The organism is Halioglobus maricola, from assembly GCF_009388985.1.
GTDB classification, from domain to species: Bacteria; Pseudomonadota; Gammaproteobacteria; order Pseudomonadales; family Halieaceae; genus Halioglobus; species Halioglobus maricola.
On record NZ_CP036422.1, the window covers coordinates 1,733,137 to 1,745,567 of the forward strand.

At 56.3% G+C, this 12,431-nt stretch carries 12 protein-coding genes; 5 read left to right on the forward strand and 7 right to left on the reverse strand.

Annotated elements, in window-relative coordinates; genetic code table 11:
- The first annotated feature begins 74 nt into the window (after positions 1-74).
- Positions 75-896: a helix-turn-helix domain-containing protein gene (locus tag EY643_RS07845; RefSeq protein ID WP_153240960.1), complete on the forward strand. Its 822-nt coding sequence runs from the start codon at positions 75-77 to the stop codon at positions 894-896.
- A gap of 27 nt (positions 897-923) precedes the next feature.
- On the opposite strand, the gene EY643_RS07850 is transcribed toward EY643_RS07845, so the two are convergent.
- The gene (locus EY643_RS07850; protein WP_170287322.1) at positions 924-1,367 is read right to left on the reverse strand and encodes an acyl-CoA thioesterase; all 444 of its coding nucleotides are present in this window, start codon (positions 1,365-1,367) and stop codon (positions 924-926) included.
- Between the two features lie 108 nt (positions 1,368-1,475).
- On the opposite strand from EY643_RS07850, the gene EY643_RS07855 reads away from it, so the two are divergent.
- The 4 genes from EY643_RS07855 (at position 1,476) to EY643_RS07870 (ending at position 6,598) form a co-directional block, all read left to right on the forward strand.
- Positions 1,476-2,255 carry an SDR family NAD(P)-dependent oxidoreductase gene (locus EY643_RS07855; RefSeq protein ID WP_152661676.1) on the forward strand — a complete coding sequence of 260 codons (780 nt, stop codon included), beginning with the start codon at positions 1,476-1,478 and terminating at the stop codon, positions 2,253-2,255.
- A gap of 98 nt (positions 2,256-2,353) precedes the next feature.
- Positions 2,354-4,234: a DUF3604 domain-containing protein gene (locus EY643_RS07860; protein WP_152661677.1), complete on the forward strand. Its 1,881-nt coding sequence runs from the start codon at positions 2,354-2,356 to the stop codon at positions 4,232-4,234.
- A 78-nt stretch (positions 4,235-4,312) separates the two neighbouring features.
- Positions 4,313-5,182 (forward strand): formyltetrahydrofolate deformylase, encoded by an 870-nt coding sequence (gene purU / locus EY643_RS07865; RefSeq protein ID WP_152661678.1) that lies wholly within the window; start codon positions 4,313-4,315, stop codon positions 5,180-5,182.
- A gap of 12 nt (positions 5,183-5,194) precedes the next feature.
- Positions 5,195-6,598 (forward strand): MBL fold metallo-hydrolase RNA specificity domain-containing protein, encoded by a 1,404-nt coding sequence (locus tag EY643_RS07870; RefSeq protein WP_152661679.1) that lies wholly within the window; start codon positions 5,195-5,197, stop codon positions 6,596-6,598.
- Between the two features lie 12 nt (positions 6,599-6,610).
- Here EY643_RS07870 and EY643_RS07875 read toward each other — a convergent pair whose 3' ends face one another.
- Genes EY643_RS07875 through hppD form a run of 6 tightly spaced genes read right to left on the reverse strand, consistent with a single transcriptional unit; the run spans position 6,611 to position 12,311 of the window.
- Positions 6,611-7,276 carry an SDR family oxidoreductase gene (locus EY643_RS07875; protein WP_152661680.1) on the reverse strand — a complete coding sequence of 222 codons (666 nt, stop codon included), beginning with the start codon at positions 7,274-7,276 and terminating at the stop codon, positions 6,611-6,613.
- A gap of 12 nt (positions 7,277-7,288) precedes the next feature.
- On the reverse strand, positions 7,289-9,025 hold the full coding sequence (locus tag EY643_RS07880) for an aromatic amino acid hydroxylase (protein ID WP_152661681.1): 1,737 nt from the start codon (positions 9,023-9,025) through the stop codon (positions 7,289-7,291).
- A gap of 7 nt (positions 9,026-9,032) precedes the next feature.
- Positions 9,033-9,671 carry a maleylacetoacetate isomerase gene (maiA, locus tag EY643_RS07885; protein WP_152661682.1) on the reverse strand — a complete coding sequence of 213 codons (639 nt, stop codon included), beginning with the start codon at positions 9,669-9,671 and terminating at the stop codon, positions 9,033-9,035.
- A 4-nt stretch (positions 9,672-9,675) separates the two neighbouring features.
- Positions 9,676-10,668 (reverse strand): fumarylacetoacetate hydrolase family protein, encoded by a 993-nt coding sequence (locus EY643_RS07890; protein WP_152661683.1) that lies wholly within the window; start codon positions 10,666-10,668, stop codon positions 9,676-9,678.
- Positions 10,665-11,210 (reverse strand): VOC family protein, encoded by a 546-nt coding sequence (locus tag EY643_RS07895; RefSeq protein WP_152661684.1) that lies wholly within the window; start codon positions 11,208-11,210, stop codon positions 10,665-10,667. The genes EY643_RS07890 and EY643_RS07895 overlap by 4 nt, the downstream gene beginning before the upstream one ends.
- Before the next feature lie 9 nt (positions 11,211-11,219).
- A complete protein-coding gene (gene hppD, locus EY643_RS07900) occupies positions 11,220-12,311 on the reverse strand; it encodes a 4-hydroxyphenylpyruvate dioxygenase (RefSeq protein ID WP_152661685.1) in 1,092 nt (363 codons plus the stop codon).
- Positions 12,312-12,431 lie beyond the last annotated feature (120 nt).

Here is a 12,431-nt window from a genome sequence, read left to right on the forward strand (position 1 = left end):
CGCTTCAGGACGCCTATTGTGGCTAAACCGGGGCAGAGATAACATGACACCCGATGTCTAGTTCACCTCATAATATGACCAATGAACATACGTTTGGGCCGTTGCTCAGGTTTTGGCGTGGTGTTTTCAACTTAAACCAGGAAACGCTGGCCTCGCAGCTCGATTCTTCCCCCCGCCATATTAGCCGGCTGGAGAATGGTCGATCGCTGCCGAGCAAATCCCTTGTAATGAGCATCGCTCGCGAGTTGGGCTTGGGGGAACGCGATACCAATCATCTACTCATGTCGGCTGGTTTCACACCGCTGGTCGAAAAAGTGGATTTCTATGCGCCGGAGATGCGCTGGCTGCGCAAGGCGATGACCCTCTCGCTGCGGGCGCTTGATCCGTATCCTGCCACGCTCGTTGATGGCGCCGGGAACATCCTGATGGTCAACCGGGGCTGGATTGGCTTTTACCGCAATGAGATCCCGCCGGAAATACTGGCTGCGGTGACGAATCACTTCGACTTCCTGCTGAATCACCAGAGTGGAATGATGAGTGGCTGGGAAGACACGCTCTCGGTCATCATGATGTCATTGCAGCAGGCGGCGCTCATGCGAGGCAACCCGGAGAGCCAGCAGATGCTGGACCGCTTGATAGCCTCGCCCAATGTGCCGCCAGATTGGCGTCAACGCGGTGCCAGGCTTGAACCGATGGCGAGTTACAGGGTGCAGATTAACGTGAACGGTTCACCCCAGCCATTTTTCAGCGTTAGCCAGACTGTGGGTGCCATGGGCCCCAACGCCTATGTCTCAGAGCCGGCCTTAACGCTGAACACCTTGTATCCGGAAGACGAGTCCCTTGATTTATCGTCTTTGCTGGATCAGGACCTGGAGCATCCACTGCTGTTTTACTGATGAGTGCTCCGGGCTTGCAGTGACAATTCAGATGGTCTGAACGTTATTCTTTCTGATGCGCTGCAGAAAAGTATCCGGCACTTCGATGACTTTCCCTGCTGCATAGTCGAAAAATAGCAGCGTGGTGGCGATACGTGCCATCTCGCGCTCTAGCGACAGATTGTTGATCTGGTAAATAAACTCGAAGCTTCTTCTGCCGAAATTTCTCGCCGCGAGTTTAACCTCTAGTGAATCTCCATATTTGGCCTCGGAGATATACTCGACCTCGGAGTGAGCCATGATCAGCCCGGCGTCTTCGAATGCCGTGGCGTCGGCATACCCGAGGTGTTTTATAAAGCGCAGCTGGGCTTCCATGGCGATGGGCAAGAAGCGGTCTGCACCCAGGTGATTGGCAGAATTGACATCGGAATAGAGGACCTCGTATTCGGTGGCGAAGATGAACTGATCGGGAAGATCTATGGTTTTGCGCATGAAGTTCTCTGGTCGAAAGGTTGGCATCGGCGGTAAAAACCGCAATTATAGTGTGAAACTGGTAAAGATAAATGTCTCCAATCAATCCACCCACAAAAGGAAATCATCATGCCACGCGTAAATCTGCAGGGTAGTTCATCCATTGTCACCGGCGGTGCCTCGGGCATCGGCGAGGCCTGCGCACGTCAACTCGCTGAGGCCGGCTCGAAGGTTGTCATCGCCGATCTCAACGAAGAGAAAGGTAGCCAGGTTGCCAGCGAGATCGGCGGTGTGTTCGTCAAGTGCGACGTGACCAAGACCGAAGACGCTGATGCAGCTGTCGCCGCGGCCACAGAATTGGGCCCGCTACGTGCCTGTGTAAACTCGGCAGGCCTTGGTGCCCCGGGCCGTACCATCAATCGCGATAACGAGCCGCTCGATCTGGATAAGTTCAGCTTCGTAATCAAGGTAAACCTGATTGGTACCTTTAATGTTTTGAGCCGTGCCGCCGCAGCGATGGCCCAAACCGAGGCGATGGACGAAGATGGCAGCCGTGGCGCTATCGTTAATCTGGCGTCCTGTGCAGCCTTTGACGGGCAGATTGGCCAGGCTTCTTACTCCGCCTCCAAAGGCGGTGTTGTCGGCATGACCTTGCCCATTGCCCGCGATCTCAGTGTCTCGGGAATTCGGGTGAATACAGTCGCCCCTGGCCTGATAGATACACCAATCTACGGCGAAGGCGAGCACGCCGAGGCATTCAAGGCCCACCTCGGTCAATCAGTGCTTTTCCCGAAACGTCTGGGACACGGCGAAGAACTCGCTTTTGCCGTCATGGAGTGTATAACCAATCCCTACATGAATGCTGAAGTGATTCGCATGGACGGCGGTATCCGCATGCCTCCAAAATAGGCCAGCTGATGAAGGCAGGGGGGTATCAATAGCCATACTGTTGGAATCGAGCCTTAAGGTATGATTCAGGGATAAAGATAACGTCCTGTGATGAAGCCATGAAAGCAATTCGAATCCTGCTGTGTAGTGTGATCTCCCTCCTGTTGGCTGGGCCTGTGCTGGCGCAGGAAAGTCGCCAGTTACTGTTTGGCGACACCCACTTGCATACGTCCTATTCCATGGACGCCTACCTCAATGGCAACAACACCGCCGACCCGGATACGGCGTACCGATACGCCCGGGGCCTGCCGGTTATTCACCCGTATCATCGCGCAAGGGTGCGCATTCAAACCCCGTTGGACTTCCTGGTCGTCTCCGACCACGCAGAGATGATGGGAGTCCTGCGGGCGATTCATACCGATAGCGCCGAGCTTGAGGACATGGGGTGGTGGGGTAACACCAAGCGCTGGTTCGCGTTGAAAGGCATGATTTGGGCAGTCGAAAGTGGCGACGGTGGTGCCGTACTGAATTCCTTCCTGCCTGGCAAGATTGATCTCGCTGGCAAAGACCCGGTGGAACACGCGTCCATTACCCGCGGCGTGGCCAGCCCGTTCGGCGACACTGCGGCGATGGAGACCACGGCCTGGCACGCGGTGATTGATGCGGCCGAGGCACACAATGAGCCGGGTGTCTTCACGGCTATCACCGGTTGGGAGTGGAGTTCCATTCCCGGGGGTGCCAACTTGCACCGCATTGTGTTTACGCCAGACGACGCCGACATAGCGCGTCAGTTTTTGCCCTATGGTTCGGACGTGAGTGAATATCCACAGGATCTGTGGCAATGGCTTGAGGATACCCAGGCGGCCACCGGCGCGCGTTTTATTGCGATGCCGCACAATTCCAATGTGTCCAAGGGATTTATGTACGATCGTAAAACCCTGACCCAGGAGCCGATTACTCGGGAGTATGCCGCGCGACGGTTGCGCTGGGAGCCTATCTCCGAAATCACCCAGATCAAGGGTGACTCTGAAACTCACCCGACACTCTCGCCAAATGACGAGTTTGCGGAGTACGAAACCTTTGCCTACAACCTGCAGAGCGAATACCAGGCCTACGAGGCGCGGGAAGGTGACTACATGCGCTCCGCCTTGAAGACGGGGTTGGTATTGGAGAGTGAGACAGGGGTTAATCCATACCAGTTCGGCATTATCGGCTCTACCGATTCGCACTCCGGCCTCGCGTCCGCCGAAGAGGCCAATTTCTGGGGCAAGTTTGCCCAGGACTCTGTCCCTGAGCGAAAGCTTGTAGGCGACCTTGTCGGCAGTAACGGCAGCAATGGCTGGAGTATGTCTGCCGCAGGCCTTGCAGCGGTGTGGGCCGACGAGAACACGCGTGACGGTATCTTTGATGCATTCCAGCGCAAAGAGGTTTACGCCACCACAGGTACGCGCCTCAAGGTACGTATGTTTGCCGGCTGGGAATTTTCCGAAGAGGACCTGCAGTCCGAGGCATTCGCTGAGCGAGGCTATGCCGGCGGCGTTCCCATGGGCGGTGTGCTCACAGGCTCCGATGGCGCCGCCCCGCGTTTCATTATCAGGGCTGAGAAAGATCCTGTGGGGGCCAACCTGGACCGCATTCAGGTGGTGAAGGGTTGGCTGGATGCGGGGGGCGAGACCCATGAGCAGGTTTACAATGTAGTCTGGGCGGGTGAACGCGTATTGGGAGCTGACGGCCGGCTGACGGCTGTGGGCAATACTGTGGACCTGAGCACCGGCGCCTATTCCAACACGATTGGCGCGCCGGCGCTTTCTGCCTATTGGCAAGACCCGGACTTTGACCCAGGCCTGAGCGCTTTTTACTACGTCCGCGTCCTTGAGATTCCAACGCCCAGGCACTCCTTGCTTGATAGCATCGCTTTGAAGGCCGAGCACTGGGACGAGCGCGACGCTACCATTCAGGAGCGGGCCTACACCTCTGCTGTGTGGATTGATCCACGTTAGGATTACCAAGAATAGCGCTGTCGCAGGCCACAGCCTGGCGTAAGATTGTCAGCACATTAGACTGCTGACGTATACCTCATGACCAAGGCCTCCGATTCTTCACGTTCCTATGTGCTGTCATTTCAGTGCCCCGACCAGATCGGGGTGGTGGCGCGCTCCACCGGTTTGTTCTATGACGTTGGTGCCTTCATTACCGAGGTGTCGAATTACTCTGATCCGGTCAGCGACACATTCCATATGCGCTGTGTTTTCGATGACCGCCAGATGACTGTGTCACTGGCTGAATTTCGTGAGCGGTTCCAGGTCGTAGCTGATGACTTCGGTATGGACTACCACCTGCGAGCGAGTGATGAATTACCCCGTTTGCTACTCGCGGTCTCCAAGTACGATCACTGCCTGAACGTGCTCCTCAACAAATGGAAAGCCGGTGCGCTTCCCGCCCAGATAGTGGGTGTGGTGAGTAATCATCCGGATTGCCAGTCGATGACCGAATGGTACGGTTTGCCTTATTACCATCTGCCAATCACTCCCGAAACCAAGCCGGAGCAGGAGGCGCAGATATTGGCAGTGATGGAAGCGCTCGATGTGGACCTGCTGGTGCTCGCCCGTTACATGCAGATCCTGTCGAATGATCTATGTAATAGCCTCGCTGGGCGGGCGATCAATATACATCACTCTTTCTTGCCGGGTTTTAAAGGCGCCAGGCCCTACCATCAGGCTTATGAGCGTGGGGTGAAGGTGATTGGCGCTACCGCGCACTATGTGACGTCAGACCTGGACGAGGGCCCCATTATTGTTCAGGAAGTGCGAGCAATCGATCACGAGGTATCGATCGAGCATATGGTGCACCTGGGGCACGATATTGAAGCGACAGCCCTGTCTCATGCGGTGCGTCTACACTGTGAGGAACGGGTGCAGCTGAACGGACAGCGCACTGTGATTCTCTAGGAGTTTTAGTCAATGGCAACGATCACTTTTCTCGGTGCGGCTCAAGAGGTGACCGGATCCTGCCATTTGCTGGAGTCACCCGCTGTGGGACGTGTATTGCTCGACTGCGGAATGCACCAGGGCGGGGATGCAGTGGAGCGTATCCAGGATGAGGAGTTCGTGTTTGATCCCGCGACGATTGATGCAGTTTTACTATCGCATGCTCATCTGGATCACAGCGGCATGCTGCCCCGGCTGTACCACGAGGGTTTTCGTGGAGATGTAATTTGCAACGGGGCAACGGCTGAGTTGCTGCACGTGATGCTGCATGATTCAGTGGGCCTGTATCTGCGAGACCTCGAGCGCACGAACCTGCGCAATGCACGCCGCGGGCGTCCCGCCATTGAGCCCGTGTACAACCAGGATGATGTCAATGGCGTTCTGGGCTTGTGTCGCGGTTATCGTTTTGGTGAGCGCAATTCACTGGGGCAGGGCGGCACGGTAGTGTTTCACGATGCTGGTCACATCCTCGGCTCCTCGATCATCGAAGTGCTGATCAATGAGGGGGACGAACCCCGTACTCTGGTGTTCTCGGGAGATCTTGGCAAGAAAGACTCTGTGCTGATGAACGCGCCAGCAAAATTGCAGCACGCCGATGTGGTGTTGATGGAAAGTACATACGGTGATCGTGAACACCGTGGCGAGCAGGATTCATTGCTGCAGTTACGCGATATTCTTCAGCAAACCTGGAAGCGCGGTGGCAGTGTGATGATCCCTGCCTTCGCTGTGGGCCGTACCCAGGACATTCTGTTTCACCTGGGCTGCCTGGCGCAGCAGGGCGAGCTCGATCCCTGGGAAGTGTTCCTCGACAGTCCTATGGCGATAGATGTCACCAAAATCTATGATCGCTGGCTGGATCTGCTCGACGGCGATGAAGTCCGTCATCTTAGTGACGCGCAAAAAACTTCCCTCGAGACATTCGTGCCCACGCTCAATCTCGCCGTGAGTACGGAGGAATCGATGGCGATCAATCGCATCAAGGGCGGTGCAATAATTATAGCCGGCAGTGGTATGTGCACCGGCGGTCGTATCCGTCACCACTTTAAGCAGCGCATCTGGGATGACCGAAATACCATTATATTTACAGGGTTTCAGGCGCAGGGCACGCTCGGCCGTATCCTTGTGGAAGGTGTCAATCGCATCAAACTGTTTGGTGAGGAATATGTCGTCAAGGCGAGAATCGAAACCCTGGGTGGTCTCTCCGCACACGCGGGGCAGAGTGGCCTAATCGAGTGGATCGGCGGCTTTGAACCGGCGCCGAGAACGGTTCTGGTACATGGTGAGGTTCGCTCGCAGGAGGCACTGCGGTTAAAGTTGGCAGACAAGCTTCAACTGCAGGCGGAAATCCCGCGCAGGGGGGAAAGCATTACTTTCTGAATCACTCGAGCCTCACGCCAGGCCCTTTACTGGAAGCAGGGCTCCATGCACTGCACTCGCCGCGTCCGAGGCGAGGAAACACATGACTTCGGCCAGTTTTTCCGGTGTTACCCAGGAGCTGAAATCAGCATCCGGCATGCCTTCCCGATTCGGCGGCGTATCGATGATGCTTGGGAGTACCGCATTGACGTTGATACCGTCAGCTTTCAATTCTTCCGAGAGGCTCTCGGTAAGGCGCATGACCGAGGACTTTGCGCAGCCGTAGGCACTCATGCCTGCTTGACCGGACAAGGCTCCCAGCGCACCCACATTCACGATGGCGCCTCTTTGCTGCTTCAGCACAGGCACTGCCGCCATCACCGTATTGCGCAGGGTTTCCACGTTAATGCGGAACATCCAGTCCCATTGCTCGTCACTGGCTTCGGCAGCCTCCATGCCCATGGCGAAGCCACCGGCAATATTGAGTACGGCGTCGAAACTACCGAGGCTGGAAATGACTTCGCGGGTAGCATCTCGGTTGAGCAGGTCAACCTGGTGGTAGCTGCCACCCGGGATCTCGGCCGATTCAACGATGTCCAGCCCAATCACTTCGGCTCCGTGATTGCGGGCGACTGATGCGGCCGCCTTGCCCAGAGATCCCGCAGCGCCAGTGATCACCAAGCGTTTGTTCTCAAGCATGTGAGTATTGCCTTATGCAGATTGTGCGAATGGGTATTCTGGATCAATTGCCAGCGCAGTCAACTCCCGCAGGGAGGGATGGGTGTCACCTAGCTCGCGCAGTTCAATATACAGGCGCTTCCTCAGCGAATCACTGGCAATATCGAGCATCTCGGCGCGTAGTAGCCACTCTTCAGGATAGTTGGCTAGAGCAGCGTTAAGTGCCTCCTGTGCGTCCGGTCCTTCGCTGCTCTCACCATTGCGCAGTTGATCGACCAGGGCATAGCAGGCCATGAGTTGCTCATCCTGTTTAGTGCTCAGTGTTTCGGTGCGTGGTGTGGGTTTGTAAAGCTGCAGCGCTGTGCGGTCTGCCACGCCGCCATACACGGATTCAATAGCGGAGCCCGCGGCCAGATCATAGTTGCCCCAGGCCGGATCGAACAACACATTGCCTGCCAGGTCGCGCACGGTACAGTCGCTAAAGCTCAGGATCAGGTTGCGTTGGTTCTGGCGAAATACCTGCTCGAGCTTTCCTTCGACGGTGATACCGGAGAGATACTCGAGGCGCGCCAGCTTACCTATTTCAATATTATGGGCAGCGAGTTCGTCAATAGTGTATTCCGACAGGCAGCGGCTGAAATCCTTGATGTGACCAATCGGTGAGCCGAAGCCTTCACCGTGGTAGGCAACGCCGTGGCCGAAAATTTCACTGTCACCGTAGGCAAGTTGGGTCGGTCCTGTTGTGCGCAAGTAAGTAGCGTTGCCTACGGCGTCGCACAGGACCTCGGAAAATACCCCGCTCACCTGCATGCCGCTGTCATACCGTGCGGTGCAGATACTGGCAGCCGCAATGGCGGTGCGCAGCGACGCGGCTCCGCCGCGCTTGAAGCACATTGATTCGGCGAATTCTTCCAGTACCTGACTGAGATGCTTGCAACTTTTGGTGACGAAAAGCTGTGGCTGCTCGCGCGTAATGTCGTAGGGCGTTTTCACCGCATCCACAGTGAGAGGCAGTTTTTGCACTGCTTTGTCATTGAGGCAATGGCGGCTTTCGCCGAGAGAAGAGAGTATACCGGCGCCGAAAATACGGTAGTCCTCAGGTTCGCCTACCAGACCATACTCCACGGTCCACCAGTGCAGGCGAGTGAGAAGGGCGGCTTCGGATGGTGGCTGCTCGGAATTGGCAAGGCGTTCCAGTTCCGCTTCGGCGTCGGCGATCTCCTGCTCAGAGCTGCTAGAGCACTCTTTGAGGATAGAGAGCCGGCGGATGGCTTCGTACTGCTCGAGGTCTTCACGGGTTGCCACGGCTTTCATGCCGACTTCGCCAAAACGTTGGAGAAATTCCGAGTAATCGATATCCACAATAAAGGGTGCGTGGCCGGCGGATTCATGGACTATGTCAGGCGCAGGGGTGTAGAACACATGCTCCACACTGCGCATGTCCAGTGCTATCACCAATACCTTCAGGGCCTGGAACTCCATGAAGATCGCCGGGGGAATGAATCCATCCACGACAACGGCTCTCCAGCCCAGTTGTGCCAGGCATTCGTTCATCTCTTCGATGGAGGGAATGTGGTCCAGGGCAATACCCGTGCGCGCGAGTCCGTCCAGGTAAACAGGGTGCGCAGAGTCTGCCAGTTGCAGCGTGAGGTGTTTCATTACGAATCGCCATACCGCCTGGTCGCGGGGCGTGTAGCGGCCGTACTCCTGCTTTTTTACAAAAGGTCGCAGGTGAGCGGGCAAGCTATCGATGATGTCTTGCTGGACCATGCTGACTCTAACCAGGGTAGTCCGGCTGCTGTTCCGGGGCAGCCGTGGAAAATGCCGGATGTTTGTTGCAGGCATCAACCACTCGCTGGATATTCGGGTAAGCGTCCAGCGATACTTTGAAGCGGCGGGCGTTGTAGACCTGGGGAACCAGAAATATATCGCCCATCCCGGGTGTTGAGCCGAAGCAGAATTCAGTGCCGGACTCAGCCAGGGCAGACTCCACGGCGACAAAGCCTCGCTCCATCCAGTGGGCCTGCCATCGTTGGATGGATTCTGTGGTGGCGTCATGCTGGCTGACGAGATAATTGTTCACACCCATATTGCACAGTGGCTGGATCTCGCTGCAGACGGTCGTCACCATCGCCCGTACCCTGGCTCGTTCCAGCGGAGCGGTTGGGTACAGCGGAGGTTCGGGGTGTGTTTCCTCCAGCCACTCACACAGCGCCAGTGATTGGCCAATAACCTCTCCGGGCGCCAGTTCCAACGCGGGTACCAGTTTAAGTGGATTGATCTCCCGGTAGTGGGCAGACGCCTGGTCGCCATCCAATAAGTTGATGGCCACATAGTCGTAGTCAATTTCCTTCAACGCGAGTGCGATGCGCACGCGATAAGAGCAGGAGGAGCGGTAGTAGGAATAGAGCTTCAAGGTGTCATTTCTCCGGTGGTTGGTAGTGAGTAACTACCTGATCGATCTTACCGAATATTGTAGTACCGTTCGCGTCCAGCATGTCGATTTCCACTCGATCACCGAAGCTCATGAACGGTGTTGTGGCCGCCCCGGTAGCGATGATCTCGAGGCAGCGCACTTCCGCCAGACAGCATGAGCCTTGCTCGCTGCCTACATTGGATACTGTGCCCGAGCCGATGACCGTGCCGGCCATGAGCGATCGGGATTTCGCGCAATGGGCAATGAGAGTGGGGAAGTCAAAGGTCATGTCCTGTCCTGCATCGGGTGCGCCTATCAGCTTCCCATTGAGGCTGGCACGCAGGGGCAGGTGGAGTCTGGCGCCATCCCAGGCGTCACCCAACTCGTCGGGCGTAGCCAGAACCGGCGTAAAACTGGTCCAGGGTTTGGACTGGTAGAAACCGAATTGCTTGCCTAGTTCTGCGGGTATCAGATTCCGCAGTGATACATCATTCACCAGCCCGATCAGGCGGATATGGTCACGAGCGAGCTCAGGGCTGGAACCGGCTGGCACGTCGTCTGTGATCACCACAACCTCGGCTTCGAAGTCGATGCCCCATGCCTCGCTTTCTACATCGATGTCGTCGTGGGGACCGATAAATGCATCCGACGCTCCCATATATACCAGCGGATCTGTCCAGAAAGATTCGGGTAATTCGGCACCGCGAGCCTTGCGCACCAGTTCTACATGGGTCACGTAAGCGCTGCCATCGGCCCAGTGATAGGCGCGGGGCAGGGGGGCAGCGCAAGCCGCCGGGTCGAAGGCAAAAGCTTCGCTGCACTCACCGGCATTGAGTTGCGCATAGAGGGCCTGAAGTGCGGGCTCTGTGGATGTCCAATCGTCCAGAGCGGATTGCAGGGTGGGGCTGATCTGCGCGGCGCTTACGGCGCGATTGAGATCCCGGGATACGACGACTAATTTGCCGTCGCGGCCGGATCTAAGGCTGGCCAGTTTCATGCGTTGTCTCCAGAAAATTCTTTCTCGTGCAGCCAGGCTGCATGGCGGGGGGCTTTTTTGGTGCGACTCCATTCGTCCAGCATGGCTGGGGCGACACGATTGAGTTCGGCCATTTCTTCATCTGTACAGGTGTTAGCCACGAGTTCAAGGCGGTGACCATTGGGGTCGCGAAAGTAAATGGAATGAAAAATGCCGTGATTGGTAGGGCCGATCACGTCCAGGCCTTCGGCTTCAATGGAAGTCTTGGCTGCGAGTAACGCGTTCCAGTCTTCGAGTTCAAAAGCGATATGTTGTACCCAGTCAGGTGTATTGCCATCGAAGCCCATATCCCGCGAATTGGGCAATTCGAAGAAGGCGAGTACGTTGCCCATGCCCGCATCAAGAAATACGTGCATGTATGGATCGGGCGCTCCGGTTGAGGGTACCTGGTCTTCTGCAATGGCGAGCACGAAGTGCATGCCAAGTACGCGTTGGTAGAACTCGACCGTCTCTTTGGCGTCTCGGCAACGGTAGGCGACATGGTGTATGCGTTTCAGTTCCATGGCTGCGTCTCAGGCTGCGTGTTCGTCAGATTTAATCGCACCGCGAGCCAACTGGTCGCGTTCGATAGACTCGAACAGTGCCTGGAAGTTGCCTTCGCCGAAACCCTCGTCGCGCTTGCGCTGGATAAACTCGAAAAAGATGGGGCCGATCTGGGTTTCCGAGAAAATTTGCAGCAGCAGTCGATTGTCACCATCTTCGGTGGAGCCATCCAGCAGGATGCCACGTCGCTGCAACTCGTCTACAGGCTCGCCGTGGCCAGGCAGGCGCTCGTCGAGCATTCTGTAGTATGTCTCTGGCGGTGCAGTCATAAAGGGCACGCCATTTGCCTTGAGGCGATCCCAGCACTCGATCAGATTGTCACAGGAGAAAGCAATGTGCTGGATGCCTTCGCCGTTGTATTGCAGCAGGTATTCCTCGATCTGGCCCTCGCCGCCAGCCTGTCCCTCTTCATTCAGCGGGATGCGGATTTTGCCGTCGGGCGCGGTCATGGCACGGGAGCGCAGTCCGGTGTATTCGCCCTTGATATCGAAGTAGCGAATTTCGCGAAAGTTGAACAGGTCTTCGTAGTACCTGGACCAATAGTCCATGCGCCCGCGGTACACATTATGGGTGAGGTGATCGATCACGTTGAAACCGCAACCTTCGGGATGACGATCTACGCCTTCAAGATACTCGAAGTCGATGTCGTAGATTGAAGCGCCTTCTTCGTAGCGGTCGATGAGGTAGAGAATGGCGCCGCCAATACCTTTGATGGCCGGGAGCTTGAGCTCCATTGGGCCAACTGGCACATCGATGGGCTGGGCACCCTGAGCCAGCGCCCGTTCGTAGGCGGCCTTGGCGTTTTTTACCCGGAAGGCCATGCCGCAGGCGGAGGGGCCATGCTCTTCGGCGTAGTAGTAGGCCCAGGATTTTGGCTCGTAGTTGATGATGAAGTTGATGTCGCCCTGACGCCACAGATCCACGGCTTTACCGCGGTGTGTCGCTACATGGCTAAAGCCCATCATTGCAAATACCGGCTCCAATACGCCGCGCTCGGTTGCCGCGTACTCGACAAATTCAAAGCCGTCTAGGCCCATTGGATTTTCAAACAGGTCTGCCATGTTATTTCACCTTGTTATTTGTTAGCGATTCAGGTGAAAAATAGTAAGTCGAAGTGAGGGCAGGAATTCTTCTATTTCGGTCTGTAAATGAGGCATAATCGATGGAATTGTTCGTTTATC

Bases quoted from the DNA above. Each gene is read 5' to 3' on its own strand.
- EY643_RS07890 (WP_152661683.1), bottom strand. From the start codon at position 10,668: ATGAAACTGGCCAGCCTTAGATCCGGCCGCGACGGCAAATTAGTCGTC.
- EY643_RS07845 (WP_153240960.1), top strand. From the start codon at position 75: ATGACCAATGAACATACGTTTGGGCCGTTGCTCAGGTTTTGGCGTGGT.
- EY643_RS07855 (WP_152661676.1), top strand. From the start codon at position 1,476: ATGCCACGCGTAAATCTGCAGGGTAGTTCATCCATTGTCACCGGCGGT.
- EY643_RS07860 (WP_152661677.1), top strand. From the start codon at position 2,354: ATGAAAGCAATTCGAATCCTGCTGTGTAGTGTGATCTCCCTCCTGTTG.
- EY643_RS07875 (WP_152661680.1), bottom strand. From the start codon at position 7,276: ATGCTTGAGAACAAACGCTTGGTGATCACTGGCGCTGCGGGATCTCTG.
- EY643_RS07850 (WP_170287322.1), bottom strand. From the start codon at position 1,367: ATGCGCAAAACCATAGATCTTCCCGATCAGTTCATCTTCGCCACCGAA.
- EY643_RS07880 (WP_152661681.1), bottom strand. From the start codon at position 9,025: ATGGTCCAGCAAGACATCATCGATAGCTTGCCCGCTCACCTGCGACCT.
- hppD (WP_152661685.1), bottom strand. From the start codon at position 12,311: ATGGCAGACCTGTTTGAAAATCCAATGGGCCTAGACGGCTTTGAATTT.
- EY643_RS07895 (WP_152661684.1), bottom strand. From the start codon at position 11,210: ATGGAACTGAAACGCATACACCATGTCGCCTACCGTTGCCGAGACGCC.
- EY643_RS07870 (WP_152661679.1), top strand. From the start codon at position 5,195: ATGGCAACGATCACTTTTCTCGGTGCGGCTCAAGAGGTGACCGGATCC.
- purU (WP_152661678.1), top strand. From the start codon at position 4,313: ATGACCAAGGCCTCCGATTCTTCACGTTCCTATGTGCTGTCATTTCAG.